This is a genomic window from Curvibacter gracilis ATCC BAA-807, from assembly GCF_000518645.1.
Lineage (GTDB): Bacteria > Pseudomonadota > Gammaproteobacteria > Burkholderiales > Burkholderiaceae_C > Curvibacter > Curvibacter gracilis.
Genome location: NZ_JADZ01000030.1, coordinates 39,290 through 66,147 on the forward strand (window position 1 = coordinate 39,290; position 26,858 = coordinate 66,147).

At 69.3% G+C, this 26,858-nt stretch carries 20 protein-coding genes; 12 read left to right on the plus strand and 8 right to left on the minus strand.

Translation table 11 applies throughout. The features are described 5' to 3' along the window. Positions 1-5: 5 nt before the first annotated feature. The 3 genes from L880_RS0120505 to dacB form a co-directional block, all read right to left on the minus strand. Positions 6-1,622 carry an alpha/beta hydrolase family protein gene (locus L880_RS0120505; RefSeq protein ID WP_027477269.1) on the minus strand — a complete coding sequence of 539 codons (1,617 nt, stop codon included), beginning with the start codon at positions 1,620-1,622 and terminating at the stop codon, positions 6-8. Between the two features lie 139 nt (positions 1,623-1,761). Further along, positions 1,762-2,016 carry a SemiSWEET transporter gene (locus L880_RS0120510; RefSeq protein WP_027477270.1) on the minus strand — a complete coding sequence of 85 codons (255 nt, stop codon included), beginning with the start codon at positions 2,014-2,016 and terminating at the stop codon, positions 1,762-1,764. A 13-nt stretch (positions 2,017-2,029) separates the two neighbouring features. Continuing rightward, positions 2,030-3,487, minus strand: a complete 1,458-nt coding sequence (gene dacB, locus L880_RS0120515) for a D-alanyl-D-alanine carboxypeptidase/D-alanyl-D-alanine endopeptidase (RefSeq protein WP_027477271.1) — start codon at positions 3,485-3,487, stop codon at positions 2,030-2,032. 93 nt (positions 3,488-3,580) lie between these two features. Between dacB and L880_RS32985 the strand changes: the two genes are divergently transcribed. From L880_RS32985 to L880_RS0120555, 8 genes are all read left to right on the plus strand, one after another. Then, positions 3,581-4,573 (plus strand): DMT family transporter, encoded by a 993-nt coding sequence (locus L880_RS32985; protein WP_043330090.1) that lies wholly within the window; start codon positions 3,581-3,583, stop codon positions 4,571-4,573. A 15-nt stretch (positions 4,574-4,588) separates the two neighbouring features. Continuing rightward, positions 4,589-5,278 carry a tRNA (adenosine(37)-N6)-threonylcarbamoyltransferase complex dimerization subunit type 1 TsaB gene (tsaB, locus tag L880_RS0120525; protein WP_027477272.1) on the plus strand — a complete coding sequence of 230 codons (690 nt, stop codon included), beginning with the start codon at positions 4,589-4,591 and terminating at the stop codon, positions 5,276-5,278. Positions 5,279-5,286: 8 nt separating this feature from the next. Beyond that, a complete protein-coding gene (gene rimI / locus L880_RS0120530) occupies positions 5,287-5,739 on the plus strand; it encodes a ribosomal protein S18-alanine N-acetyltransferase (RefSeq protein ID WP_027477273.1) in 453 nt (150 codons plus the stop codon). After that, positions 5,736-6,515, plus strand: a complete 780-nt coding sequence (locus L880_RS0120535; RefSeq protein ID WP_027477274.1) for a uracil-DNA glycosylase family protein — start codon at positions 5,736-5,738, stop codon at positions 6,513-6,515. Before rimI ends, L880_RS0120535 begins: the two co-directional genes overlap by 4 nt. Before the next feature lie 54 nt (positions 6,516-6,569). Next, positions 6,570-7,394 (plus strand): orotidine-5'-phosphate decarboxylase, encoded by an 825-nt coding sequence (pyrF, locus tag L880_RS0120540; RefSeq protein ID WP_019576936.1) that lies wholly within the window; start codon positions 6,570-6,572, stop codon positions 7,392-7,394. 31 nt (positions 7,395-7,425) lie between these two features. Next, entirely contained in the window at positions 7,426-8,322 is an 897-nt protein-coding gene (locus tag L880_RS0120545) for a LysR family transcriptional regulator (protein WP_027477275.1), read from the plus strand. 153 nt (positions 8,323-8,475) lie between these two features. Then, positions 8,476-9,474, plus strand: coding sequence for a Bug family tripartite tricarboxylate transporter substrate binding protein (locus tag L880_RS0120550; protein WP_027477276.1), 999 nt, complete (start codon positions 8,476-8,478; stop codon positions 9,472-9,474). A gap of 4 nt (positions 9,475-9,478) precedes the next feature. Further along, positions 9,479-10,444, plus strand: coding sequence for a M14 family metallopeptidase (locus L880_RS0120555; RefSeq protein ID WP_027477277.1), 966 nt, complete (start codon positions 9,479-9,481; stop codon positions 10,442-10,444). 9 nt (positions 10,445-10,453) lie between these two features. On the opposite strand, the gene L880_RS0120560 is transcribed toward L880_RS0120555, so the two are convergent. Together L880_RS0120560 and L880_RS0120565 are read right to left on the minus strand one after the other, a co-directional pair. Then, positions 10,454-11,395, minus strand: a complete 942-nt coding sequence (locus L880_RS0120560) for an EamA family transporter (protein ID WP_027477278.1) — start codon at positions 11,393-11,395, stop codon at positions 10,454-10,456. Further along, on the minus strand, positions 11,392-11,844 hold the full coding sequence (locus tag L880_RS0120565; RefSeq protein ID WP_027477279.1) for an acyl-CoA thioesterase: 453 nt from the start codon (positions 11,842-11,844) through the stop codon (positions 11,392-11,394). Before L880_RS0120565 ends, L880_RS0120560 begins: the two co-directional genes overlap by 4 nt. A 260-nt stretch (positions 11,845-12,104) precedes the next feature. Here L880_RS0120565 and L880_RS32990 point away from each other — a divergent pair, with 260 nt between their 5' ends. Further along, positions 12,105-14,096 (plus strand): EAL domain-containing protein, encoded by a 1,992-nt coding sequence (locus L880_RS32990; protein WP_051443468.1) that lies wholly within the window; start codon positions 12,105-12,107, stop codon positions 14,094-14,096. A 20-nt stretch (positions 14,097-14,116) separates the two neighbouring features. Here the strand turns inward: L880_RS32990 and uvrA are convergent, their stop codons facing one another. Next, positions 14,117-17,062, minus strand: a complete 2,946-nt coding sequence (gene uvrA / locus L880_RS0120575) for an excinuclease ABC subunit UvrA (protein ID WP_027477280.1) — start codon at positions 17,060-17,062, stop codon at positions 14,117-14,119. A gap of 160 nt (positions 17,063-17,222) precedes the next feature. Here uvrA and L880_RS0120580 point away from each other — a divergent pair, with 160 nt between their 5' ends. From L880_RS0120580 to L880_RS0120590, 3 genes are all read left to right on the plus strand, one after another. Next, entirely contained in the window at positions 17,223-18,422 is a 1,200-nt protein-coding gene (locus tag L880_RS0120580) for an MFS transporter (protein WP_043330092.1), read from the plus strand. Between the two features lie 16 nt (positions 18,423-18,438). Continuing rightward, positions 18,439-18,999 (plus strand): single-stranded DNA-binding protein, encoded by a 561-nt coding sequence (gene ssb, locus L880_RS0120585; RefSeq protein ID WP_027477282.1) that lies wholly within the window; start codon positions 18,439-18,441, stop codon positions 18,997-18,999. A gap of 232 nt (positions 19,000-19,231) precedes the next feature. Further along, entirely contained in the window at positions 19,232-20,851 is a 1,620-nt protein-coding gene (locus L880_RS0120590; RefSeq protein WP_051443469.1) for a hypothetical protein, read from the plus strand. A gap of 292 nt (positions 20,852-21,143) precedes the next feature. Here the strand turns inward: L880_RS0120590 and L880_RS0120595 are convergent, their stop codons facing one another. Then, entirely contained in the window at positions 21,144-25,712 is a 4,569-nt protein-coding gene (locus L880_RS0120595; protein ID WP_245615266.1) for a cellulose synthase subunit BcsC-related outer membrane protein, read from the minus strand. Further along, positions 25,688-26,854, minus strand: coding sequence for a cellulose synthase complex periplasmic endoglucanase BcsZ (gene bcsZ, locus L880_RS32995; RefSeq protein ID WP_043330101.1), 1,167 nt, complete (start codon positions 26,852-26,854; stop codon positions 25,688-25,690). The genes L880_RS0120595 and bcsZ overlap by 25 nt, the downstream gene beginning before the upstream one ends. Positions 26,855-26,858 lie beyond the last annotated feature (4 nt).

The following is a 26,858-nucleotide window of genomic DNA, read 5'->3' on the forward strand; positions in this document are numbered from 1 at the left end:
GGGGCTCAGAGGCCGGCGGCCAGCACCTGCTGGAAGAAGCCGCGCGCTGCGACCGTGCAGAACGGTGGCACCAGGCTGCCGTGGTAGGCCTGCACCACGGCGCTGGCACCCCCATCGGTGGCCCCGGCGGCCACAGCGGCCGCGGCGGTGGAGGCCTTCAGGGTGGCAAAGCCCACCTTGGCGGCGGCGAACGGGTCGCTGGCGCCAGTCACGGCCGAGTCCACGTCAAGCACATTGAGCAGCCCGGTGCCCATGGCCATGGGCGACGGTGCGCTCCACAGCTTGGCCAGCAACTGGGTGTTGACGCTGTAGAACACCGTCGGGTCGCCATTGCCACCGCACATCAGCACCGGGCGCGTGGGCGTCCAGTTGCGCAGGTCGTTGGTCTTGAAGGCCTGGCGCATGGTGTTGGTCGGTGCGCTGGCGGGCAGGCCGGTCGTGGTGTTGGGCACGGCACCGTCCGGGTTGGCCAGGGCGTCCAGCAGATAGGCCAGGCGCGCGTTGTTGGTCACCAGCGGATTGCTGCCAAAGCCCAGGGCGAACAGGGCTGCCTGGGCGGCCGGCGTGGTGGGCGGGGTGATGGCGTTCAATGTGGCCTGCAGGCTGGCCGGCGAACCTGCCGGTGCCGTGGGTGGGGTGCTGCTGAACAGGGCCGTCTGTGGCAGCTTGCCTTGGGTCAACAGCGTGCTGAGCGAGCTGGTCGAGGGCAGCAGGGTGTCGATGCCGGTGGCGAAGTTGCTGCTGTAGATGTCGCTGGGTGTGCTGTAGATGTTGCCGTAGGCCTTCTGGTAGCTGGTGGTCAGCATCGGGGTGAAGATGGTCGAGCCCAAGTTCACATTGCCGTAGTACACCGCGTCCACCAGGGCGGCCAGGGCATAGGGGCCCGACAGCGGGGCCGAGGCGGTCACGCTCTTGCCCAGGGCCTGCAGGGCCCGGTGCGTGGCCATGGCCACGTGGCCGCCTTGCGAGTAGCCGGTGATGAACAGCTTGCCCGAATCGCTGCCACCCACATTGGGCAGGGCGGTGCGGGCTGCGGTCAGGGCGTCGATCATGTCCTTGGACTCTTGATCGGCGTTCAGGTAGGGGTGGTAGCTGAGCTTGGAGGCGTCGTAGCCGGCGTAATTGGGGGCCACCACGATGAAGCCCTGCGCTGCAAAGGCCGCGGCCACCAGCACGCTTTCGCCGTAGGCGTCGTTGCTCGAGTCCAGGATGTTGGCGATGTTGTAGGCCTTGGCCGTGGTGGTGCCGTGGGCGTACAGCACGATGGGGCGGGCCCCGGAGCAGGCCGGGTCGGTGCCGGTGGGCACCATCAAGGCGCCCGTGCCATTGGTGGCTTCGCCCGCACCGCCCACGGTGCCGTACTGGATGTAGTGGAAATTGATCCCGCATTTCGGTGTGCCGGCCACCGCCAGCAGGCCCTTGCCCGTGCTGCTGGCACTGAGCTGGGCCTGGAAGTCGCTGGCGCTCAGGCCGGTGACGCGCAGGGGCGGGTTGTACTGCAGCGAGCCGCGGCTGCCGCTGTTGTCCGTGGTGCTGCTGCCCCCCGTGTCAGAACCGCCCCCGCCGCACCCTGCGAGCAAGAGGGCCGCAACAATGGGCGCAAGGCCGATGAAATGGCGCATGGATGTCTCCTGTTAAAAATAGAACGACCGTTCGTTTTTGCGTCGCTCCATCGTAACGCTGGCGATACCTGCGTCGTCAGCGGGAAACTACCAAGCCCTTCGTGGCCGTTGTCAATGCCGCCCAGGCTTGTTTTTCGACCTACCGGTAGCGCAGCTTCATGGTCAGGATGCTGGCGGCCAGGCTCAGCGTGACTGCATTGGCCGCGACGATGGGCCAGGCCTCCAGGGCCAGGCCATACAGCAGCCACAAGGCCACGCCGCAGGTGAACACGCTGTACATGCCCAGCGAAATGCCACGCACATCGCGGGTCTTGAAGGTCAGCCAGGCCTGGGGCACAAAGCTGCAGGTGGTGAGGCAGGCGGCCAGGTAGCCGGTCAGGTCGGTGAGGGACATGGGAGGCACCAGTTCAGGGCAGGTTCTGATCCCGCGCGGTCCAGGCGATCAAGGCCTCGATCACCGGGCGCAGGGCGTTGGCATTGGGGTGGTTGGCCATGGCCACCAGGGTGTAGCGGCGGCCGCTGGCGCCATGCACCACGCCGGCCACGGCGGTCACGTCGCGCAGGCTGCCGGTTTTCAGGTGGGCAGCGCCCTGCACGGCCGCGTTGTCCTTGCCCAGCCGCCGCAGCGTGCCGTCCACCCCGCTGAGCGGCAGGGACGACAACAGTTCCGGCATGGTGCCGCCGGCCCAGGCAGCCTGCAGCAGCCGCGTCAGGGCCTGGGCGCTCACACGGGTGTCCCGGCTCAGGCCCGAGCCATTGTCCAGGCTGGGCAGATCGGCCTCGCCAAAACGGCGCCGCCACCATTGGCCCAGCACCTCACGCGAACCCGCCGGCGTGCCCAGCCCTTTTTGCTGCAGGCTCAGCGTCAGGAACAGCTGCTGCGCCATCACGTTGTTGCTGTATTTGTTGATGTCGCGGATCACCTCGGCCAGCGGGGGCGAGGCCAGGCTGAAGATGGGCTGCAGGCCCGCCGGCACCAGCCCGTCGCGCACCTGGCCGCCCAGTCGCCCGCCCATGTCCTTCCACAGGCCTTCCAGGGCGCGGGCGTTGTAGCTCGCCGGCTCGGCATAGGCCAGGGGCCAGCTGCGCTCGCCGCAGCTGGCCGGGTAGCCGCCAGCAAAGCCCAGGCGGTTGGGGTCGGCCAGCTGGGCCTTGAGCTGGGTGCGCCAGTCGCCGCATTCGCCGGCCAGCAGCGGCACGCTGGGGCTGAACTGCACGCCGGCCAGCGGTGGGTCGAGCTGCACCCGGGCCAGGCCGGCGGCCGAGTCGGGCACCCAGGTCAGCACCAGCGAGCGGAAGTTGATCAGCAGCGCGTCGGCCGCCGCGTTGTAGGGCTTGAGCGGCTCGCCATCGAAGTCGGCCGGGTTGACCGCGGGCAGCTCGAAGGCGCTGTGGTCCAGCACGATGTCGCCACTGATCTGGCGGATGCCCAGGCCCTGCACCCGGCGCAGCAGCAGCCACAGGCGCTCCAGCACCAGCTTGGGGTCGCCCTGGCCCTTGATGACCAGGTTGCCCTGCAGCGTGCCCTCGCGAATCGGGCCATCCAGGTACACCGGGGTCTGCCAGCTGAAGGCCGGCCCCAGCAGCTCCAGGGCCGCCTCGGTGGTGATCAGCTTGGTCACCGAGGCCGGGTTCATGGGGGTTGCCGGGTTCAGCGCCAGCCGGGGCGGGCGCTGGCCTTGCACCTCGCTCACCAGCAGGGCCACCGAGTCACGCGGCAGGCGCGAGCGCGTCAGCGCAGCCTCAATCTCGGGGGGGAGGGCGGTGGCGGCGCTGGCGCACAGGGCATAGGCCAGCAGCAGCGCGCCGCCCAGCAGTGAGCGCAGGCAGGCATGGGCCAGGGGGGAAGAGGTTGACAGCGGCATCAAACGGCTTGGTTTCATCGCAGGGCAGATCAGTCTGGCCCCGGATCTTGACACGGCACCGCCTGCCTGAAGCCATTTCGGGATAATCGCCCCATGCGTTTTTCTCCGCGAGCGGTGGGCCTGGCGTCCGCCCTCGTCACGGTCCTGATCTGGACCGCCTTCATCGTGATTGCCCGAGCCTCGGCCCAGCGCACCCTCAGCCCTTTCGACATCGCCTTTTTGCGCATCGTCGGGGCCGCGTCCGTGCTCATGCCCTGGGCGCTGTGGCGCGCCCGGCGTGAGCGGCGCAGCCCGGCGGGTTTCAGTGGCTCGCTGGGCGGCTTGTCGCCGCTGCCGCTGCGGCCCACGCTGGTGCTGGGCCTGTTCGGCGGGCTGGCCTATGCCGTGCTGGCCTACAGCGGTTTCTTTTTTGCTCCGGCCGCCCACGGCTCGGTGCTGATGCCCGGCAGCCTGCCCTTGTGGGCTTCACTGCTGAGCATCTGGCTGTTGGGCGACCGGCCGCCTGCGGCGCGGGTGTTCGGCCTGGGTCTGATCCTGCTGGGCGACCTGCTGGTCGGTGGCGCCAGCCTGCTGGGCGCCTTGTCGGGCCAGGGCTCGGTCTGGAAGGGCGATCTGCTGTTCATGGCGGCCAGCAGTTGCTGGGCCACCTACAGCGTGCTGGTGCGCCGCACCGGGGCCGATGCGGTGCGGGCCACCATGGCCGTCACCGCACTGGCCCTGCTGAGTTTTGTGCCCGTCTTTGCGCTGCTGACGCAGTCGGGCCTGCTGCCCACCCGCCTGGGCTCGGCGCCCTGGGGCGAAATTGTCTTTCAGCTGCTGTTCCAGGGCGTGGGCTCGGTGGTGATCTCGGGCATCGCCTTCACGCGCATGATCCAATACTTCGGTCCGGTGCGTTCCACCATGATCACGGCCCTGGTGCCGGGCCTGTCGGCCCTGGGCGCGGTCTGGCTGCTGGGCGAGCCCATGCACTGGAACCTGGTGCTGGGCCTGGCCCTGGTCACGGCGGGCATCGCGGCCGGTGTGCTGCCGTCGTGGCCGGCCGGGTTGTTCCCCCTTTTTTCCAAGCCGGCCAAAGGCCTGCGCTGAACCCTTTCCCTGAATATGAATTTTCTTGCTTTTGACACCAGCACCGAACGCCTCTCGCTGGCCGTGGGGCGGGGTGAGGCCGTGTGGCAGCAGGAGGGCGCCGGGGGCGCCCAGTCTTCGGCCACCCTGATCCCGGCGCTGCTGGCGCTGCTGGCCCAGGCCGGGCTCACACTGCAGCAGCTTGATGCCATCGTGTTCGGCAGCGGCCCGGGCTCGTTCACCGGCCTGCGCACCGCCTGTTCGGTGGCCCAAGGGCTGGCCTTCGGGGCCGGTCTGCCGGTGCTGCCGGTCAGCACCCTGCTGGCGGTGGCCGAAGAGGCCCGTCACCAGCATGGCTGCACCCGGGTGGTGGCCGCGCTGGACGCCCGCATGAACGAGGTCTACAGCGCGCCCTGCGAATGGCAGGGCGGCCAGTGGCAGGTGCCTGCCGACTTCGCCCTGGGTGCGCCCGAGAGCGTGGCCGTGCCCCCGGGCTGGACTTTGGCCGGCAGTGCCGCCGCGGCCTACCCCGGGCGGCTGGCCGGGGCGCCGGGCCTGGCGCTGTTGCCCACCGCCACGGCGCTGCTGCGCCTGGCCCCGGCGCTGTGGCAGGCGGGGCGGGCGGTGCCCGCCGAGCAGGCTCTGCCCCTGTACATCCGTGACAAGGTGGCCCAGACCACCGCCGAGCGCGAGGCCGACAAGGCGGCCCGCCAGCCCCAGGTCTGAGGTGCCCCATGTCCGTGAGTGAAGCCCGATTCGAGACCATGACCGAGGCCTGGATGGACGCCGTGCTGGTCGTCGAGCAGCAGGCCTACACCCACCCCTGGAGCCGGGGCAACTTCACCGATTCCATCCGTTCGGGCTACCAGGCCCAGGTGTTGGTGGGCGATGACAGCCTGATCGGCTACTTTGTGGCCATGAAGGGGGTGGACGAAGTCCACCTGCTGAACATCACCGTCGCCCCGGCGTTTCAACGCCAAGGTTGGTCGCGGGTGATGCTCGATGCCCTGGCCACCTGGTCGCGCGGGCAGGGCGCCCAGTGGCTGTGGCTGGAGGTTCGGGTGTCCAACACCCGGGCGTATTCGGTGTACCTGGCCCATGGTTACCAGCGGGTGGGCGTGCGCCGGGCCTACTATCCAGCCTTCGAAGGGCGTGAAGACGCGATTGTGATGAGCCTGAAACTATGAGCCTGAACCTCGACGCGCGCCAGCGCGCCATGCTGGACGAGATGCACATCCCCTACTGGTGGCCTGAGCCCCCGGTGGTGGGCGAGCTGCTGGTGCGTGCACCGGAGCAGACCCCGGTCCAGGCACCGGCCCATACACAGGTCCACACACAGGTCCAACCCTCGGTCCAGACACCGACCCAGGCACCGCAGCGCATGAGTGCGCCCGCAGCCCCCCCAGCAGCCGCCCCGCAGGCGCCTGTGGCCCCGCCGCAAGTGGCCCGCCCCGCCCCCGCCCCCGCCCCGGCCCCCGGGCGCGTGGTCGCCGGCGCGGCCAGCACCTGGCGCCTGCTGCCGCCCCAGGCCCTGTATGCCAGCCCCGCCGCCCCGGGCGGTTGGCTGGTGGTCACCGAGGCGATCTGGCCGGGCGACGACCCGCTGGCCGAAGACGGCGGCCCGGCGGCCCGCCTGCTGGACAACATGCTGCGTGCCATGGGCCTGCACAAGGCGCCCCAGGTGTGGGCGGCCGGCCTGGCCCGGCGCGGCGCCGACGAGGCCGCCGAACCCCTGGGCTGGGCCGAACTGCTGCAGGCCCGGCAACCGCAGCGGGTGCTGCTGATGGGGCGCACCGCGGCGCGTGAGGCCCTGGGCACCGATGAGCCGCTGGGGCGGCTGCGCGGGCGCGTGCACGATCTGCACGGCGTGCCTGCCGTCGTCACCTACGACGCCCCCTACCTGCTGCGCGCCCAGACCGACAAGGCGCGCGCCTGGGCCGACCTGTGCCTGGCCCTGGGCTGAGCTTTCGTTCCCCCCGGCTGCCCGTCGATCGGGCACCTCTTTAAAATGGCGCCCATGACCTTCCTCGACATGCTCCGCAACGCCGAGCAACAAAACGGCTCCATGCTCTGCGTGGGCCTGGACCCTGAGCCCGCGCGCTTCCCGGCCCAGCTCAAGGGCGACGCCAACAAGATCTACGATTTCTGCGCCCGCATCGTCGATGCCACGGCCGATCTGTCGATCGCCTTCAAACCCCAGATCGCCTACTTTGCCGCGCACCGCGCCGAAGGCCAGCTGGAGCGCCTGATGGAGCACATGCGCCGTGTCGCGCCCCACGTGCCCATCATCCTGGACGCCAAGCGCGGCGACATCGGCTCGACCGCCGAGCAGTACGCCAAAGAGGCGTTTGACCGCTATGGCGCCGATGCCGTCACCCTGTCGCCCTTCATGGGCTTTGACTCGGTGCAGCCCTACCTCAAGTACGAAGGCAAGGGCGCCTTCCTGCTGTGCCGCACCTCCAACCCCGGTGGTGACGACCTGCAGAACCAGCGCCTGGCCTCGGTCGAGGGCCAGCCCCTGCTGTACGAACACGTGGCCCGCCTGGCCCAGGGCCCCTGGAACCTGAACGGGCAGCTGGGCCTGGTGGTGGGTGCCACCTACCCGGCCGAGATCGAGCGCGTGCGGGCCCTGGCGCCCACGCTGCCGCTGCTGATCCCTGGCGTCGGGGCCCAGGGCGGTGACGCGGTGGCCACGGTGCGCGCGGGCTGGAAGCCCGGTGCCCCCATCGTCGTCAACTCTTCGCGCGCCATCCTGTACGCCTCGTCGGGCGATGATTTCCAGGACGCGGCCCGCCGCGAAGCCCTGCGCACCCGCGACCTGCTGCAAGCCGCCCGCGGCTGAACCCCGGCCCGTCGCTCACCCCGCCATCGCCATGCAGGTCAAGTGGCTCGAAGACCTGGTGGTGCTGGCGCAGACGCGCAGCTTCACCCGCGCGGCCGAGCTGCGCCATGTCACCCACCCGGCCTTCGGCCGGCGCATCCGGGCGCTGGAGGAATGGGCTGGCACGCCGCTGGTGCAGCGCGGCCCCGGCCCGGTGACGCTGACCGCCGCCGGCGACAGCCTGCTGCAGGACGCCCGCCACCTGCTGCAGGGCCTGAACCAGGCCCATGACGCCTTGCGCGGCGCGGCCGGGCGCGAACAGCAGACCCTGAGCCTGGCCACCGGCCGCACCCTGGCCCGCACCCTGGTGGCCGACTGGCTGTGCCGGCTGCAGCCCGTGCTGGGCCAGGCCGAGGTGCTGATCCGCACCCGGGCCCTGGCCGACACCACCCGCCTGCTGGAGCGCGGTGAGGTCGACTTCATGCTCACCTACCACCACCCGCTGCTGGCGCTGCAGATCCCGGCCCGCCAGTACAGCCACCTGACCCTGGCTCGCGACGAACTGGTGCCGGTCAGCCAATGCGATGCCGGCGGCGTGCCCCTGCATGCCTCCGTCCCGGGCATCGCCGCCCCTTATCTGGCCTATGCCGACAGCCTGGCGCTGGGCCGCCTGGTGCAGGACCACCTGGCCCACCACCCGCAGGCCCCGGCCCTGCGCCGGGTCATCGAGTGCGACTCGGCCGATGCCTTGCTCGAGTACGCCCTCAAAGGCCTGGGCGTGGCCTGGTTGCCTGTCTCGCTGGCGGCCGGGGCGCTGCAGGAGGGCCGCCTGGGCCGGGTCGGTGATCCGCGCCTGGCCGTGCGCTTCGAGGTGCGGCTGTACCGCGCCAAGCGGCGCCTGTCGGACCTGGCCGAGCAGGTCTGGCAGCGCAGCGAGAGCCTGCTCTGACGCTTGTGTTTGAAAACAGCACCGTCTGGTGCTGTTTTGGCACCAAAGGTCAGCCTGCAGGCTGGACAATCGGCGGGCTGTGAACGATCACTTGCCTGTGCCCGACGTCTGCCACCCCTTCCCCTGTCATGTATGCCTTGTCCGGAGCCTGCCATGAACACTGAATCCTCCCTGTCCCTGCGCCGCCGTGCGCTGTGGCCCTTGTTGAGCACGCTGGGTGCCCTGACCGTGCTGGCCCCGCTGGCCCAGGCCGAGGGCTATCCCGACAAGCCTGTCACCCTGGTGGTCGGCTACCCGGCCGGTGGCAGCACGGACCTGATGGCGCGCACCATCGGCCCCGAGCTGTCGCGCCGTCTGGGCACGCCGGTGGTGATCGAGAACCTGGGCGGCGCCGGTGGCGCCATCGGGGCCCAGAAAGTGGCCAGCGCCGCGGCCGACGGCTACACCCTGCTGGTAGGCGCCAACAACGAGATCGCCATCAAGCGCCTGGTGGCCCCGGCCTCGGTCAAGTACGAGCTGCGCGATTTCACCCCCCTGGGGCTGATCGCCTCGCAGCCCATGGTGCTGGTGGCCTCGCCGCGCACGGGGGTCAAGACCGTGGCCGACTTCATGAAACAGGTCAAGGCCAACCCGGGCAAGTTCACCTATGGCAGCTCAGGCGTGGGCACGGCCTTGCACCTGGCCGGCGAAATGATCAAGGACCAGGGCGGGCTGTTCATGACCCACATCCCCTACCGCGGCGTGGCCCCGCTGACCACCGACTTGCTCGGCAGCAACGTGGACTACGGCGTGTTCGTGTTGTCCAGCGGCCTGCCCCTGATCAAGAGCGGCAAGCTGGTGGCCCTGGGCACCACCGAGCGCAAGCGCTCCCAGGCCACGCCCGACGTGCCTGCGGTGGCCGAGACACCAGCGCTCAAGAACATCGACATCAGCTCCTGGTTCGCCTTGCTGGGCCCGGCCCGCCTGCCCGAGCCGGTGGCCGCCCGCCTGAAGAAGGCCCTGGCCGAGACCCTGCAGGCCCCCGAGGTGCGCAAAAAGCTCGAGGAGACCGGCTCCACCGTGGCCAACCCGCAGCTGGACCTGGCCCGCTTCATGGCCGAGGAAAGCGCCAAGTACAAGCGCATTGTTGAATTTGCCCGCATCGAGGAGTGAACCCGTGACCGCATCCCCTGAATTCGCATTGCCCTGTCCCGATCTGGGCCCCTGGCGCACCGGCAACACCGGCGTCGAAGGCGTGTGGCAGTTCGACGGCGACCAGCCCGGCCGCCACGTGATGATCAGCGCCCTGGTGCATGGCAACGAGCTGTGCGGTGCCTGGGCCCTGCTGGGCCTGCTGCAGGCCGGTCTGCGGCCGCAGCGCGGCCGCCTCACGCTGGCCTTCTGCAACCTGGCCGCGTTCGACCGTTTCGACCCCTTGAACCACGACGCCTCGCGCTTTGTCGACGAAGACCTGAACCGCCAGTGGCTGGTCGAGCGCATCGAGGCCGGGGGCAGCCAGGAGCGCCGGCGCGCCGCCCAGCTGCGCCCCTTTGTCGAGCAGGCCGACTGGCTGCTCGACCTGCACTCCATGCATGAGCGCGGCCAGCCCCTGCTGCTGACCGGCGTGCAGCCGCGCAACCGGGCGCTGGCCCGCGCCCTGGGCGCGCCCGAGCACATCGTGGTCGACGCCGGGCACAAGGATGGCGTGCGCATGCGCGACTTCGGCCGCTTCGGCGAGCTGGCCGACAACGGCACGCATTCGCTGCTCATCGAGTGCGGCTTCCATGGCGACCTGTCCAGCCGCAGCGTGGCCCAGGACGCCTGCCTGCGCTTTCTGCGCGAATCCGGCACGGTCGACGAGGCCGTGCTGCTGGCCGCCCTGCCGGGCTGGCTGCAGCCGCCTGCCCCGCGCCAGTGGGCGCTGGAGGTGACCGGCCCGGTGGTGGCCCGCAGCCCGGCCTTCCGCTTTGTCGAGCCCTTCCAGGGCCTGGAGGTGATCGACAAGGCCGGCACCGTGATCGGCTGGAACGAGGGCGAGCCCGTCACCACCCCCTACGACGACTGCGTGCTGGTGATGCCCTCGGTGCGCCAGGCCCGCGCCGGCGTCACCGTCGTCCGGTTCGCGCGCCGCAGCCCCTTGTGAGGCGGTGAGTCAGCGCAGGCGGCGGTTTTTCAGAAGACCATCGCCGCCCAGCACACAGGCCAGGGCCAGCACCACCAGCGTGATGCCGCCCCACTGCCAGGGCGTGATGCCCTCGCCCAGCAGCAGCATGCCGGCGCTCAGGCCCACCACCGGCACCCCGAGGCTGAAGGGGGCGACGCGGTTGGCCGGGTGGCGCTGCAGCAGCCGCGTCCACAGCGCATAGCCCAGCACGCTGGCCATCCAGGCCAGGTAGGCCACGGCGGCCCAGGCCAGCGGCGGTGCCTGCAGCCAGTGCCAGCGCAGCTCGGGCGGGTCTTGCCACCATGACAGCGCCGCAAACGGCAGCACCGGCACCAGGCAGCTCCACACCACAAAGCCCAGCGGGTCCATGTCGGGGCTGTGCTCGCGCGCCTTGCGGATCACGATGTTGGAGCTGGCCCACATGGCCGCAGCACACAGGTTGAGCACAAAACCCCAGAAGGTGGTGGCCCCGGCGCTGCCGCCCGGTGCCAGGTAGTTGAGCGCAAAGCACAGCAGGCCCGCGCTGGCCAGCGCCAGCCCCAGCTGCAGCGGCCGGCCGGCGCGTTCGCCCAGCAGCACAAAGCCGAGCACGGCGGTGATGAAGACCTGGGTCTGCAGCAGCACCGAGGCCAGGCCGGCGCTCATGCCGACTTGCATGGCGCAGAACAGAAAGCCGAACTGGCCCACGCCCTGGGTCAGGCCGTACAGCAGCAGCCAGCGCCAGGCCACCTGCGGTCGGCGCACCAGCAGCACCAGCGGAAAGGCCGCCACCAGGTAGCGCGCCGCCCCGAGCTGGAAGGGCGTGAAGTCACGCAGCCCCACCTTCATGGCCACGAAGTTCAGCCCCCACACCACCACCACGCACAGCGCGGCCAGCAGGTCGGTGCGGCTCAGGCCCGAGGCGGGGAGAGGGCCGGGGGCGGCCGTCAATGCGGCGCCTGGGGGTTGGCCTTGGCGGCCTCGATGTGGGCCTTGGCGCGCTGGGCCAGGGCGATGTCGCCGGGGGTCTCGGGCGAGAAGGTGTCCACCGGGATGGTGTGGCCGTGCGAATCGAGGGCCACGAACACGATCAGGCATTCGGTGGTCTTGGCCATCTGGCCGCTTTTCATGTCACCGCTGCGCACCTCGACCGAGATGTTCATGCTGGTGGTGCCGGTGTAGGCCAGACGGGCTTCGACCTCGACCAGGTCGCCGATCATGATCGGGCGGTGGAAGCGGATGCCGCCCACGAAGACGGTCACGCAATAGCGTTTGGACCAACTGGTGGCGCAGGCATAGCCGGCCTCGTCGATCCATTTCATCACGGTGCCTCCGTGCACCTTGCCGCCGAAATTGACGGTGCTGGGTTCGGCGAGAAAGCGCAGGACGATGGAATGCATGGTGGGGTAGTGAGTCGCTGAAAGTCGCATTATTCCCGACCGGCGGTTGTCTTGCTCGGCGCTTGTGGTGGGGCGCACCACAGCGAGGCCCGCTGGTCGGTTGGCGGTGTGGAAAAACGAGGGGTGGGGTCAAAAATCCCCCGGCGTTCCTTTGAAGCAGGCCGTCGATCCTGATTCCAGAGGGGCGTGTGTGGGCTGTTTCCCTGCTGCCGAGTGGGTCGAGCGTGCGGTCCTTTCTTTCCACCCGACCTGGAGCCCGCATGGCCACAGCCCTGTATGAATTGCTGCAGCAGCCGCTGTCCGGCCTCTTGCACCTGCTGCCGCCCGACACCCCGCTGCTGTGCCTGCAGGGGGCCGCCTTGGTGGGCTTGCTGGCCGCGGTGTTGCTGGTGTGCCGCCGCCATGGCTTGCCGCTGCGCCAGCGCAGTCTGGCACTGGGGCTGGCCGTGGGGGGCGCGGGCTATGTGATCGGGGCGATGGTGTCCAACTACGGCGAGAGCGAGGTGCGCCCCACCCTGGTGATCGACTTTCTGTACCTGGGGGCCTACCTGGGAGGTTGGCGCGGCGGGCTGCTCAGCTTTGCCCTGGTGGAGCTGGCCCGCTGGCAGTACGGCGGCATCATGCACTTGGGGGCGGCACTGGCCGATGGTTCGATCCATGTGCTGTGCGGCTGGGTGTTGCGTCTGCTGATCGATCCACGTGCCTTGCTGCATCTGCAGGCGCGCACCGTGCTTTGGGTCTGGGGTGGGCGCCTGCTCTCGACCGCTCTGGGGGCCTGGGTGGGCATGGTGCTGTCCGACACCCCCCTTGAGACCCTGGTGCTGCTGTGGCAGGGGCGTGCCACGGTGCTGCCCATCTCCTTTCTGGTCATCTACTGCACCTTGCTGCTGCTGGCCACCGATGCCCAGATCGACGCCCAGCAGGCCCGTGAGCACGCCTTGCTGCGCCGCGACCCGGTCAGCGGCCTGCCCAACCGGCGTGCGCTGAGCGAGTGTGTGCAGGCGCATTGGCGCCTCGATCCTTCCCGTGCGGCCTGCCTGGTGGTGCTGGAGTTGGGCAACCTGAGCGATTTCCTGTCACGCCACGGCCAGGAGCGGGCCTGGCAGCTTTGGAAGAGCGGCGGGCTGGAGCAGGGCGGGGCCTTGCTGCGCGAGGTGCTGGCGGCCCTGCGGGCGTATCGGCCAACGCCTTTCCAATACAGCGACTTCTCGTTGGCCCTGTTCCTGGAAGGGGTGGGCTTGTCCGAGCTGGAAGACCGTGGCGAGCTTGAGCCCGCATTGCGGCGCTGCGAGCTGGGCATGAGCCGGGCCTGGCCGGGCTACCGGGCCGCCATCCGGTGCGCGGTCGTGGACCTGGACCCGGCCCATGCGGCGCCAGCGCCCCACCTGCCCTACCGCGAGATCACCCTGGCGCTGAACTCGCTGCCCCGCGGGGTGGCGTATTTCAACGGCCTGATGCGCCAGGATCAGGCGCTGGTTGCCTTCATCGAAAGCCAGATCAATCGGTGGTCGGATCCGCGCACGGTGCCGATCTGGCTGCAGCCCAAGCTGCACCTGGCCAACGGTCAGGTGGGGGGGGCCGAGGCCTTGTTGCGGCTCAGCGATCCCGAGGGCCGGGCCGTCTCGCCCATGCGGGTGATCACGGTGGCGCGCCGCTGTGGGCGCCTGGCCGAGGTCGAATGGGCCACCGTGGCGGCCGCCGCACACCTGTTGCAAGGTCTGGCGAATCATTTGCCGGGCGTGTCGCTGGCGGTCAATGTGTCGGCCGAGTCGCTGCGCATGCCTGGGTTTGCGCAACAGGTCCAGGCCTTGCTGGCGCAGTGCCAGGTGCCGCCTGCCCTGTTGCGCCTGGAGCTGGTGGAGTGGTCCGATCTGCTCGACGATCCTCGGGTGCAGGCCAATCTGGCGCAGTTGACGAGTTTGGGTGTGCCCTTGTCGATCGACGATTTCGGCACCGGCTACTCCAATCTGCTGTTGCTGACCCGCTTCTCGTTTTCCGAGGTCAAGATCGACCGCAGCCTGGTGATCTCGCTGGGCGAGCTGAAGTCGCTGGTGGTGGTGCAGCACATCGTCGAACTGGCCCACCGCTGTGGCGCCACCGTGGTGGCCGAGGGGGTGGAGAGCACCGCCGTGGCCACCCAGGTGCGTGACCTGGGGGTGGACATGGGGCAGGGCTACCTGTTCTCGCGTGCCCTGCCACCCGAAGAGTTCGTGGCCTACTGTCGCCGGCCCAGGCTGGTGTTGCCCGTTTGAATGCGGCCGGCTCACCCGCCTCAGGGGGTGGGCGTCAGCAGCCGCGCCAGGTATCGCCCGGTGTGGCTGGCCGGCAGGGCGGCCAGGGCTTCGGGCGTGCCCACGCCCACCACGGTGCCGCCGCCGGCGCCGCCCTCGGGGCCCATGTCGATCAGCCAGTCGGCGGTCTTGATCACGTCCAGGTTGTGCTCGATCACCACGATGGTGTTGCCCGCATCGCGCAACTGGTGGATCACCTTGAGCAGCAGGTCGATGTCGGCAAAGTGCAGCCCGGTGGTGGGCTCGTCCAGGATGTAGAGCGTGCGCCCCGTGTCGCGCTTGGACAGCTCCAGCGCCAGTTTGATGCGCTGGGCCTCACCGCCCGACAGGGTGGTGGCCGACTGCCCCAGCTTGATGTACGACAGCCCCACCTCCAGCAGGGTGTGCAGCTTGCGGGCGATGGCGGGCACGGCCTTGAAGAACTCGTGGGCCGCCTCGACCGTCATGTCCAGCACCTGGGCGATGTTGCGGCCCTTGTACTGCACCTCCAGGGTTTCGCGGTTGTAGCGCTGGCCCTGGCACACATCGCAGGGCACGTAGACATCGGGCAGAAAGTGCATCTCCACCTTCACCACGCCGTCGCCCTGGCAGGCCTCGCAGCGCCCGCCGGCCACGTTGAAGCTGAAACGGCCCGGGCCGTAGCCGCGCTCGCGCGCGGTGGGCACCTCGGCCATCAGCTCGCGGATGGGGGTGAACAGGCCGGTGTAGGTGGCCGGGTTGCTGCGTGGCGTGCGGCCAATCGGTGACTGATCGACGTTGATCACCTTGTCGAACTGCTCCAGCCCCTCGATGGTGTCGTGCTCGGCGGGCTCGTCGTGGGCGCGGTGGATCTGGTGCGCCGCCGCGGTGTACAGGGTCTCGTTGACCAGGGTCGACTTGCCCGAGCCCGAGACGCCGGTCACGCAGGTCATCAGGCCCACCGGGAACTCGACCGTCACGTTCTTCAGGTTGTTGCCGCGCGCACCCGTGATGCGGATCACCTGGGCCGGGTCTTTCTGTACATGGCGCTGGGTGGGCACCTCGATGCGGCGTGCCCCGCTGAGGTACTGCCCGGTGAGCGACTGCGGGTTGGCGCGGATGTCGTCAAACGTGCCCTGGGCCATCACGCGCCCGCCGTGCACGCCGGCGCCCGGGCCCATGTCGATCACGTGGTTGGCGGCGCGCATCATGTCCTCGTCGTGCTCGACCACCAGCACGCTGTTGCCGATGTCGCGCAGGCGCTGCAGGGTGCTGATCAGGCGGTCGTTGTCGCGCTGGTGCAGGCCGATGCTGGGCTCGTCCAGCACATACATCACGCCGGTCAGGCCCGAGCCGATCTGGCTGGCCAGGCGGATGCGCTGGGCCTCGCCGCCCGACAGGGTCTCGGCACTGCGGTCCAGGCTCAGGTAGCTCAGGCCCACGTCGTTGAGGAACTTGAGGCGCGAGCCGATCTCGCGCACCACCTTGTCGGCGATCTCGGCCTTGGCGCCATGCAGCTGCAACTGCTGGAAATACTCGTGGCACTCGCGCAGCGTCAGGTGGCTGACCTGGAAGATGGCGCGCGCCTCGGGCCCCTCGCCCAGGCGCACGTGGCGGGCCTCGGTGCGCAGCCGGGCGCCGCCGCAGTCGGGGCAGGGCTGGGTGCTGCGCAGGCGGGCCAGTTCTTCGCGCACCACGGGCGAGTCGGTCTCGCGAAAGCGCCGCTGCATGTTCGGGATGATGCCCTCGAAGGGGTGCTTCTTGGCCACCTTGCGCGGGGCCTTGCCGGCGGCGCCTTCGAGCTCGTAGCTGAAGCGGATCTCGTCCGTGCCCGAGCCATAGAGAATGGCCTGGCGGGTGGCCTCGGGCAGGGTCTCGAAGGGGCTGTCGATGTCGAAGCCGTAGTGCTCGGCCAGGCTTTCGAGCAGCGCGAAGTAGTGCGCGTTGCGCCGGTCCCAGCCCTTGATGGCGCCGCTGGCCAGGCTCAGCGTCGGGAAACCCACCACGCGCTGCGGGTCGAACACGTCGGTGGCGCCCAGTCCATCGCAGGCCGGGCAGGCGCCCACCGGCGAGTTGAACGAGAACAGCCGCGGCTCCAGCTCGCTGAGCGAGTAGCTGCACACCGGGCAGGCGAAGCGGGCGTTGAACAGGTGCTCGGCCGGGCGCAGCGCGGCCGGGTCGGCGTCCATCTCGAGCGCGATGGCGCGGCCATCGGCCAGGCGCAGGGCGGCTTCGAAGCTTTCGGCCAGGCGCTGCTGCATGTCGGGGCGCACCTTCAGCCGGTCGATCACCACGTCGATGTCGTGCTTTTCGTTCTTCTTGAGCGCGGGCAACTGGTCGAACTCGTGCGACACGCCATCCACCCGGAAGCGCACATAGCCCTGGGCCTGCATGCTGGCAAACAGCTCGACGAACTCGCCCTTGCGCTCGCGGGCCACCGGGGCCAGGATCATCACCTTGGTCTCTTCGGGCAGGGCCAGCACGGCGTCGACCATCTGGCTCACGGTCTGGGCCTGCAGCGGCAGGCCGTGGGTGGGGCAGTGCGGGGTGCCGGCGCGGGCGAACAGCAGGCGCAGGTAGTCGTGGATCTCGGTCACCGTGCCCACGGTGGAGCGCGGGTTGTGCGAGGTGGCCTTCTGCTCGATCGAGATGGCCGGCGACAGGCCCTCGATCACGTCCACATCGGGCTTGTCCATCAACTGCAGAAACTGCCGCGCGTAGGCCGACAGGCTTTCCACGTAGCGGCGCTGGCCCTCGGCGTACAGGGTGTCGAAGGCCAGGCTCGACTTGCCCGAGCCCGACAAGCCGGTGATCACCACCAGTTGGTTGCGCGGGATGTCGAGGTCGATGTTCTTCAGGTTGTGCGTGCGTGCCCCGCGAACGCTGATGCGTTGCTGCCGCTGCTCGTTGACGAGGCTGGCCAGGTAGGTGCCGTCGGTAGATGCGCTGTCGGGGGCAATGGGGTTCACGGTGATCCGGGCTGGGAAAAACCCACCATGATAGACACCACGTCACCGTTTGGCACAGGCCGGCCTGGCGGGCTTCGCCGACAATATGGCTTTTGTGCCTGAATGCCACGCGCATTCACTTGTCTCTCCCTTTTCACACTCCATGACTGCATCAACCGCTATGACAGCGCTGGAGCGACGCTCCACCCAGTCGCTGGCGTTCATCTTTGCCCTGCGCATGCTGGGCCTGTTCCTGGTGCTGCCCGTGTTTGCCCTGGAGGCGCGCAAATACCCTGGGGGCGATGACCCGGCCCTGGTGGGCCTGGCCATGGGCATCTACGGGCTCACCCAGGGGGTGCTGCAGATTCCCTTCGGCATGGCCTCCGACCGCTTCGGGCGCAAACCCGTGATCGTGGTCGGCCTGCTGCTGTTCGCCCTGGGTGCCTTCATCTCGGCGGGTGCCAGCACGTTGCACGGCCTGGTGCTGGGGCGGGCCCTGCAGGGCGCCGGGGCCATTTCGGCGGCGGTCACCGCCTTGCTGGCCGACCAGACCCGCGACGAGGTGCGCACCAAGGCCATGGCCCTGATCGGCGCCAGCATCGGGCTGATGTTTGCGCTGTCGCTGGTGCTGGCGCCGGTGCTGACCGCCTGGCTGGGCCTGTCGGGCCTGTTCGTGCTGATCGCCCTGCTGGCCTTGAGCGGCGTGGCCGTGGTGCTGTGGCGCGTGCCCACGGCGCCGCCGCTGCCGCTGGACGCGCCCCGTGGCAGCCTGCGCGAGGTGCTGGCCCTGGGCTCGCTGCTGCGGCTCGACTTCGGTGTGTTCGTGCTGCACGCGGTGCAACTGGCCATGTGGGTGGCCGTGCCCTCGATGCTGGTGCAGGCCGGCCTGGAGAAAAGCCTGCACTGGCAGGTGTACCTGCCGGCCGTGCTGGCGTCGTTTGTGGTCATGGGCGGCACGTTGTTTCCGCTGGAGCGCCGGGGCCACCTGCGCCCGGTGTTCCTGGCCGCCATCGTGCTGATCGGCCTGGTGCAACTGGGCCTGTGGGCGGTGGTCGATCACCAGCCCGGCCTGCCCACCCTGGGCGGCCTGCTGTTCATCTTCTTCTGCGGCTTCAATGTGCTGGAGGCCAGCCAGCCCAGCCTGGCCTCGCGCCTGGCGCCGGCGCGCCTGCGCGGCACGGCGCTGGGCGTGTACAACACCCTGCAATCCCTGGGTTTGTTTGCCGGTGGCGCCGTGGGGGGGCTGCTGGCCCGCTCGGTGGGCCTGCATGGTCTGTTCCTGGTCAGCACCCTGGCCAGCGCCGTGTGGCTGCTGGTGGCCTGGCCCATGAGCACCCCGGGGCGTGTCGCTGCGCCCAGTAACGCCATAATCTCGCCCTGAATCGGAGAATTGAGCCATGGCATCTGTCAATAAAGTCATCATCGTCGGCAACCTGGGGCGCGACCCCGAGATCCGCACCTTCCCCAGCGGCGACCAGGTGGCCAACGTCACCATCGCCACCACCGACCGCTGGAAAGACAAGCAGTCGGGCGAAATGAAGGAAGCCACCGAGTGGCACCGCGTGGTGTTCAACGGCCGTCTGGCTGAAATCGCAGGTCAGTACCTGCGCAAGGGCTCGCAGGTCTATGTGGAAGGCTCGCTGCGCACCCGCAAGTGGACCGACCAGGCCGGCGTCGAAAAATACAGCACCGAAATCCGCGCTGACCAGATGCAGATGCTGGGCAGCCGCCAAGGCATGGGCGGCGGTGGCGGCGGTGATGAAGGCGGCTATGGCGGTGGCCAAGGCGGCTACGGTGGCGGTCAAGGTGGTGGTGGCTACGAAAGTGCCCCGCGCCGTGCCCCGGCAGCTGCCCCTGCCGCGCGCGCCCCGGCACCGCGCCCGGCCCCAGCTCCCGCGCCCATGGCGAGCCGGCCGTCGTCGGGTTTTGACGACATGGATGACGACATCCCGTTCTGAGGTTTCCCCTCGGCGCTGGCCGGAGGCTGTCGAGCCCCGGTCGGAACCCTCTTTCGAGCCCCTGGCGTTTGCCAGGGGCTTTTTTGTGCGCGTTCTTTCGTGACAATGTTGTCTCGGCAGGTTGGCGCGCACGGGCGCGCGCGCCCAAAGCCTGTAACATCACGTAAGTATGCTTTGGGGCGGGCCTGCGCCTGCGCCAAGGTCAGGGACTGCTGTCACGAGGATCACGCAATTGAAGTATCTGAATCTAAAACATTGGGTTCCTGCCCTCGGCCTGCTGGCCCTGGTGGGTTGCGGCGGTGGCAGCACCGGGGACACCTCCAACGTGGGGGCGGTCACGGGCACGCAGCAGTACATGGACGGCATCTGGACCGGTACCACCGGCACCGGGTCGGCCCAGCGCAACGTGGTGGGCTACATCAGCGGTGGCAGCGACGGCAAGGGCGGGGATTTCTACCTGGCCAAGGGCGCTGCCGGCACCTCGGGCTATGACAGCATCTACGGGCTGCTGCGGGTCGATGTGGCCTCGGTGGCGGCCACCAATGTCACCTATTTCTCGGTGCAGGACGGCAAGTTTGCCACCGGTCTGAGCCTGGCCGGCACGGCCAGCACCAGCACGGGCGGCGCGCGCACCGACACTTTCAGCGGCAACTACAGCAACCCGGCCAACACGGCTGCGGCCACCGGGGCGGTCACCTCGATCAAGATGACCTACAGCACCTTGAACAACTTCGGTGCCACCTACGCCAAGCTGCAGGGCAAGTACACCGGTGGTGCGCTGTTCGGCGGCAGCTGGGTGCTGACCGCCGACGCGGTGGGCAACCTGGCCGGCACGGTGTCGGGTTGTACCGTGGCCGGCACGGCCACGCCCCAGTCGGTGGCGGCCAACAGCACGGCCTCGCCTGCGATCTACAACGTGGTGCTCAACCTCTCGGGGGGCACCACCACCTGTGCGGCCACGGGCACCACGCAGTCGGGTGTGGCCTTCCTGAAATACGACACGCTGGGCAACAAGACCGGCCTCTGGATGTTCACCCGCAGCAGCACCACCACCTTGAACACCTATGTGCTCGATGGCGTGCTGGTGGCGGGCAGCACCTCCACGCCGGCCACCACCCAGCAGGTGGCCGCAGGCTTCTGGAAGAGCTCCACCAGCACCAGTTCGGGTGATGTGTTCGCCATGGTCTTGCCGGACAACTCCTACTTCTTCTACAAGCGGGTGGGGGGCGGCTATGACGCGCTGTATGGCAATCTGGTCGTCGCCACCGGCACCAGCATCCTGAGCTCGACCGATGGCGTGTACTTTGCCAACCAGAACCTGGCGTCGACCCAGTACACGGCGGGCATCCTCATCAGCGGTGATGTGCGCACCCAGAGCAGCTTCACGGGGACGTACACCGACCCGACGGCCTCGAGCGCCCAGACGGCCTTCAGCATGGTGCCCGACACGACCAACCTGTACACCTCGCCGATCCTGCCCACGGTGTCGGCGCTGTATGGCACCTACACCAGCTCGTCCATCGGTTTCGGCGGCACCGGCCTGACCCTCAAGATCGCTGCCGACACCACCGACGGCACCAAGAGCGTCATCACCGGCACCACCACCACGGGCTGCACCTTGACGGGCAACATCTCGGCCTACAGCAGCACCAACACCACGCTGAACCTGTACCGCGTCGACACCCTGACCTTTGCCGGCACCTGCTCGCTGGCCGGTCTGCCGGTGCAGTCGGGCGCGGCCTCGGCGTTGTTTGACGGTGCCAACAACGTGGTCGGCCTGCGCATTGGTGCCGCGGGCTACAGCGGTGCCGCCACCCGGGCCAACCTGGTGTTCATCGGCTCCAAGTCCTGAGCGGACCGACGCGCCCTCCCATAAAAGGCCCTTCGGGGCCTTTTTTCATGGGCGCACGGGCTGGAGGCTCGATGGTCTGGGTCTGGGTCTGGGTCTGGGTGGTTCTCCCAGTGCCTGGCACCTCAGGAGGGTCGTGAGAGCGGGAGATGGGTTCGCGGTGGGCGGGAGGATGGTGGGCCGCAGTGGAAGCCCCGGTGGCAGCCCCTGTCCGGGTTCTGTCCGGGGAGGCCGAAAAAAAGCCCGCCACCCTTTCGGGTGCGGGCTTGATTCGGTCTGCGGCTGCGCTGTGTGATCAGTTGCCGTAAGGCGATTTCACCGGGTTCACAGGCAGGGCTTGCAGGCCCGAGTAGGGTTGCAAGGCGTAGCGCAGGTAGATGCCGCCGATGAACTGGCGGTAGTCGCGTGCGTTGTCCAGCGCCAGTTGGCCGCCCACGAACAGTTGCGGGTGCATCTGGAACTCCATGGCCGCGCCCAGGTTGTAGCCCAGACCGGTCTTGGTCTGGCCCGGGTACACGGCACCATTGGCCGTGGAGCCGGCCGTGCCAAAGGCGAAGGCGTCGTTGGCAGCCTGCACGGCCGCCGCCTGGCGGGAGGAGCTGGTCGGGAAGTACGCGGCGGCTTCCTCGCGGAAGGTCTGCACGCCCAGGGAGCCCTTGAGCTGGTAGGAGAAGCGGTTGCTGCGCTGGGCCCATTCCAGGGGCACGTTCAGCGACAGGAAGCGCTGTGGGCTGAAGTAGCCGCCGTGCCCGTAGGTGAAGTAGCGCAGGTTCTTGTCGTAGCTCAGCGCGGTCACGTTCAAGCCCGTGGTCAGCGAGGAGTTGGCGCTGCGGTCCAGGCGCCAGTACAGACCACCGCCGCCTTCCACGCGGGTGTTGGTGGCCACGTTGGTGCCGGTCAGGCCGTACAGCGAACCGTAGGTGTACAGGCCGAAGTCACCGCTTTCCCAGTTCAGGTCCAGGCGTCCGCCGGTGGAGGACACGCCGCCCCAGTTGTCGCCGCTGCGCGGGTCTTTGGTGCCGGCGAAGGACAGCAGGCTGTCCGTCACCGGACGGCGCGAGCCGTCCACCACCAAGGTCAGCTCGTCGCTGAGCGGAATGCGGTATTTCACGCCCCCGGTCACGTCGGACTTGTTGAAGCCCAGCGGCGTGGTGCCCACGTCCATTTTCAGGTTGACCGATTCGTAGCCCACGCTCAGGCCCACGCCCGAGGCGCTCTGGCCACCGGCCGAGCGATCAGGCAGTGCCAGTGAACTGACCGGGCCGCCGCCGAAGCGGCTCAGGGTGCCGTAGTCGAGGTCGGGCGTGCCCGCGTTCAGCGAGGTGGGGGTGATGCCCAGGGTCATCTTGCCGTCGCCGGCATCGAACTTGAGCTGCAGGGGGGCTTCGATGTCGGTGAGCTGGCTCAGGCCGGATTCACCCTGGCGCACGCGGGCCACCAGGCCCAGCGACACCACGGGAATGCGGTCTTGCCGGATGTCGTTGAGCTCCTCCAGCGCCGCGCTGCGTGGGCGGCCGCTGGTGGCGGCCGACAGGCTGGTGGCCTGTGCGATCTGGCTGGGTTGGGCGAAGCCGTTGTTGGCCGGGGCCCAGGCCGTGGCATTGCTCGGGGCCGGCGGCACGCTGCCGCTGTAGATGGCGGCGGGCTCGGGAATCGGTTGTGCCGCGTAGATCGGTGCCACCGCGGTGCTGGCAGGCACGGGCTGGCTGCGACCATAGCTGGCAGCGGCGGCCTCGGCCGGGCTGATCAGGCTGTTGCCGCCCTGCTGGCTGGCGACCCGGTCGGCGACATTGCGGCTGCTGGCGCTGCTGGCGCTGCTGGCACCACCCGCGTTGCCGGTTTGGCCTGTGATGCCTGTGTTGCGGCTTCGGCTGCTGGTGGCCGGCTCCGTGTTGTTGACCACGTTGCGTGGGCTGACGGCGCTGCCCGTGGGCACGGCACGTTCGTTCAGGCTGCCGCCGGAGGGCACCACGGTGCCCAGCGGGGCGGGCTTGTAGGTCTGGGTCTGGTAGTTGTTGGGGTTGGGCACATCCGCCACCAGGGCCGGGGCCGTGCCGGCACCCGTGGGGGGGTAGTTCGACAGGCTGTAGGCGCTGCCCGCGCCGGTCGCACTGCGGGCTGCACCTGCGGGCTCGGGGATCAGGGTGGTGGCCCGCGGTGCGGCGGCCACGGCGGGCGGTGTGCCCAGCGCGGCCACCGGGGCAAAACGCAGGGGCTCGGCCACCGGCGCCAGGGAGCTGGGGCCGATCGAGGTCCCCACCGGCACGGCCGTGGGCATGGCCCCGGGGGTGAGGGGGGCAAAGGGCTGGCGCTGGGGCTGGTTGTTGCGGTTGCTGAACGGGTTGGTCGAGCGCGCCTGCACCAGCGAGCCGCTGGCGGCGAGCTGGGCGTTGCGCTGCTGGTTCTCGGCCGCCACGGCGGCGGTGAAGTACTCGGTGGCCTTGCTGGTCTTGCCCTGGGCCCGGTACAGGCGGGCCGCCGCAGTCAGCACTTCGGGGTTGTTGGGCGCACGCACCAGGGCGATCTGGATGGCCGACTCGGCGTAGGCGTATTCCTTGGCCGAGATGGCCAGCGAGGCCGCGGGCAGCAGCAGCTGCAGGTTGTTGGGGTCTTTTTCGAGCAGGCGGTTGTACAGCGTGATGGCCTGCACATAGTCGTTGTTGGCGGCGTACATGCGCGCCAGCGAGCCCATCACCAACGGGTCGTTGGGGCGTTCCGCCAGCACCGGGGCCAAGGTGTCATAGGCGGCGGCCAGGTCGCCGGCCTCGCGCAGCGCGTCAGCCTGGCGCAGGGTGTAGCCCACGCGCAATTCGTCGTAGGCGGCGCGCTGCTGCAGCGTCATGGGGGTGCCCTGCAACTGGCGCAGGATGCCGGCCAGCTCCACGTCCTGCTTGGTCTTGAGCAGGATGGCCGCGTATTGCAGGCGCAGTCCGGGTTCGGGCTTGGCCGAGCGCGCCAGCAACTGGCGGATGGTGGCCATGGCGCGGTTGGCGTCGCCGGCATCGGTGTAGGCCAGGGCCACCGCACCCAGCAGCTCGGGGTCCTGCCCGGTGAAGGGCTCGACCTGGGCCAGCTTGGCCAGGGCTTCGGGCTGGCGGCCCTGCAGGGCCAGGGCCGAGGCGCCGTCGGCCTGCACATGCACCCATACGCGCTTGTACAGGGCGGCGATGTCGCGGGTGCGGTTGGCTTCGGGCACGCGCTCGAGGGTGGCCAGGGCGCCGGCCCAGTCCTGGGTCTCGGCCGACAGCAGGGCGTGGGCGTACAAGGCCTCGGGCATGTTGGGGTTGGAGATCAGCAGCCCGTCCATGATGCCGCGGGCTTCGGCCTTGGCCCCCAGCTTGATGTACAGGCGGGCCAGATCGAGCCGCACCCAGGCATTGGCCGGGTCGTTGAGCAAGGCGTTTTCCAGGGCCACGCGGGCACCGGTGTCGTCACCCCGGGCGGCAGCGGCCTTGGCCTGGCCCAGGGCCTGGGTGGCGCGCAGCCGGCCCAGGGCGCCGACCTTCTCCTGCTGGGTCGGGCTCATGCGCTCGACGATGCGCAGGGCTTCATCAGCCTTGTTGTTCTGGGCCAGCACGCCGACCAGGCCGCGCACGGCGTCCGGGTTGTCGGCCTGGCGGGCCAGCACGCGGCGGTAGGTGGCTTCGGCCGCATCGTACTGGCCTTGCTCGACCAGCACGTCGGCCAGGTCGTTCTCGGCCGTGGTTTCCTTGGGGTCCAGGCGCACGGCCTGTTGCAGGTATTGGCGGGCGGCGTCGAGGTTGCCGTTTTCACGCGCGGTGGTGGATTGCGCGACCAGGGTCCAGTAGGTGGCGCTGTCGAGCGCGCTCTTCCAGCGGCCGGCCTGCCCCTGGCGCGAGGCGCGCTCCAGGTAGTCGCGGGCTTGCGAGAAGTTCTCCTGGCGCAGGCGCAGCACGCCGAAGCCACCCAGGGCGTCGCCGTCGGTGGGGCGGGCTTCGAGCACACTGCGGAAGCCCGCTTCGGCGGCTTCCAGGTCGCCATCGTCCAGGGCCCGGAAGGCCTCCTGGGTGCGCTTGCGCAGCGGGTCGGCACCCGGGCCTTCGGGGCTGCGGGCCTGTTTCTGCTGGCGTTCGATTTCGCTCAGGCGGGACTGCACCGCGGCGTCGCCCGGGAAGGCGCGCAGGAACTGCTGGTACAGCGGGATGTCGGCGCTGCGGCTGCCGGTCCAGGCCAGGGCCTTGCGCCAGCTCTCGATGGCGGCGCTGCCGACCTCGGGGTGGCTGGCCAGCCGGGCCAGGTGGGCGATGCCCTCGCGGCGGGTGGCGTCCCGGTAGGTCAGGTGCTGGGCCAGGGCCAGGGCGATGCGGGCATCGTCGGGCTGCTCCTGGGCCAGTTGTTCCAGGCCTTTGCGCGCCGATTCCCAGCCTTGGGCGGTGCCGCCCAGGGTCTGGTAGTACTCAAGGGCCAAGGGGCCACGCGGGGCCTGGCCGCCCAGTGCGTTCTGGTAGGTGCTGACGGCTTCAGCCGGCTTGCCGGCCTTGGCCAGTTCGCGTGCGGTCTGCAGTTGCGGCCCGTTGCGCATCACGTTGATCGATTGCTCGATGTTGGCCAGACCCGGGTAATTGGGGGCGGCCTTCTTGAGCTGCGCGACGTACTTGGCGGCTTCGTCAAAGCGCTTGTTGCTGGCTTCGACCACGGCCATGCCACCCAGGGCTTCGGGCTGGTTCGGGTTGAGCTTGAGCAACTTCTGCCAGGCTTCGGCCGCACGCTCGGTGTTCTCGCGCGATTGCCAGTACTTGCCCTGTTCCAGCAAGGCTTTGACAGCGGGTTCCTGGGCGAACACGGCCGGCACACTCAGTGCGGCCAGCAGGCTCATGGCTAGCGTTTGGTGGCGGTTGAACATGCCTTCTCCCAGCGTAATTGCAATCTGCCCGAGGGCAGGAATTGGTAGCGTTTCTCGATCCAGCCTGTGCCGAACAAGCCGAGCACATGATCGTAATAGGGCAAACGGGCGGCGGGGTCAAACAGCCGGGCCTGAACCCGCTTCTGTTGTAGCAGCAGGGCGCTGTTGCGGCCGTCGGTCTGCAGGTAGGGTAGCAGTGCGGCGGCAAAGCCGATCGGGCCCATGCCTTGCACGGCGCCGCTGCCTGTCTGTACCTTTTCGGGGGGGAACTCGGCCATTTCGGTGGCCTGGGCCATGCCGCCCAGGGCGCGGCGCAGCGGGGTGGCGGCCGGGTCGGTGGGGGCGGTCATGCCGGCCCACAGGTAGGTGCGGATGGCGTCGTAGCTGCCCACGTCACCGGTCTGCGGGTCGGCCACGAAGCCGCCCCGGCCGTTGTCGGCCAGCCGCCAGGCCACCCAGTCGGGCGAGTAACCCCGCGGGGCGGTGTCGCTGATCAGGCGCACGGTGTTGCTGGCCAGCACGCTCCAGGGGCCCTTGGGGTCCAGTTGGGCAAAGCGGCGCAGCAGGGGCAGCGGCAGGTAGCTGGGGTTGAAACGCCAGAGTTTCTGGTCGGGGAAGCTGAAGCCGACCGGACCGGGCAGCAGCATCTTGCCGAAGCCGGGCAGCTCGATCAGCTCGTCCTGGATCACCCGTGCCAGCAGCGTGCGGGCGTCGGCCTCGTAAGCGGGCTTCTTCCACACCCGGGCCGCCTCGAGCAGGGTGTAGGCCAGCCAGAGGTCGGCGTCGGACGCGGGGTTGTTGTCGATGATGCCCCAGGTGCCGTCCTTGCGCTGGCCCCACTGCCAGGCTGGCAGGCGGGCCGCGATGTTGCCACCGGCCAGGTTGGAGACGGTCCAGCGCCACAGGCGCTCGAAGCGCTCAGGCTGGTTGGCCACGAGCGCGAAGAACATGGCGTAGGACTGGCCCTCCGAGGTGGAGTGCATCTGCGCCACGTTGAAGTCGACGATGCGCCCGTCTTCCTGGGCGAATCGTTCGTTGAATGTGTCCCACAAGGGCCAGTCGGTGTCGGCCCGGCAGCTGTTGGCCGTGGGCGTGCCGTTGGCCTGGGTGGGCTTGGCCGCGTGGGCGTGGGCACCCAGCAAGACC

Excerpts from the sequence above, each read along its gene's own strand:
- L880_RS0120505 (WP_027477269.1), bottom strand. The coding sequence starts at position 1,622 with ATGCGCCATTTCATCGGCCTTGCGCCCATTGTTGCGGCCCTCTTGCTC.
- L880_RS0120510 (WP_027477270.1), bottom strand. The coding sequence starts at position 2,016 with ATGTCCCTCACCGACCTGACCGGCTACCTGGCCGCCTGCCTCACCACC.
- dacB (WP_027477271.1), bottom strand. The coding sequence starts at position 3,487 with ATGCCGCTGTCAACCTCTTCCCCCCTGGCCCATGCCTGCCTGCGCTCA.
- L880_RS32985 (WP_043330090.1), top strand. The coding sequence starts at position 3,581 with ATGCGTTTTTCTCCGCGAGCGGTGGGCCTGGCGTCCGCCCTCGTCACG.
- tsaB (WP_027477272.1), top strand. The coding sequence starts at position 4,589 with ATGAATTTTCTTGCTTTTGACACCAGCACCGAACGCCTCTCGCTGGCC.
- rimI (WP_027477273.1), top strand. The coding sequence starts at position 5,287 with ATGTCCGTGAGTGAAGCCCGATTCGAGACCATGACCGAGGCCTGGATG.
- L880_RS0120535 (WP_027477274.1), top strand. The coding sequence starts at position 5,736 with ATGAGCCTGAACCTCGACGCGCGCCAGCGCGCCATGCTGGACGAGATG.
- pyrF (WP_019576936.1), top strand. The coding sequence starts at position 6,570 with ATGACCTTCCTCGACATGCTCCGCAACGCCGAGCAACAAAACGGCTCC.
- L880_RS0120545 (WP_027477275.1), top strand. The coding sequence starts at position 7,426 with ATGCAGGTCAAGTGGCTCGAAGACCTGGTGGTGCTGGCGCAGACGCGC.
- L880_RS0120550 (WP_027477276.1), top strand. The coding sequence starts at position 8,476 with ATGAACACTGAATCCTCCCTGTCCCTGCGCCGCCGTGCGCTGTGGCCC.
- L880_RS0120565 (WP_027477279.1), bottom strand. The coding sequence starts at position 11,844 with ATGCATTCCATCGTCCTGCGCTTTCTCGCCGAACCCAGCACCGTCAAT.
- L880_RS32990 (WP_051443468.1), top strand. The coding sequence starts at position 12,105 with ATGGCCACAGCCCTGTATGAATTGCTGCAGCAGCCGCTGTCCGGCCTC.
- L880_RS0120580 (WP_043330092.1), top strand. The coding sequence starts at position 17,223 with ATGACAGCGCTGGAGCGACGCTCCACCCAGTCGCTGGCGTTCATCTTT.
- ssb (WP_027477282.1), top strand. The coding sequence starts at position 18,439 with ATGGCATCTGTCAATAAAGTCATCATCGTCGGCAACCTGGGGCGCGAC.
- L880_RS0120595 (WP_245615266.1), bottom strand. The coding sequence starts at position 25,712 with ATGTTCAACCGCCACCAAACGCTAGCCATGAGCCTGCTGGCCGCACTG.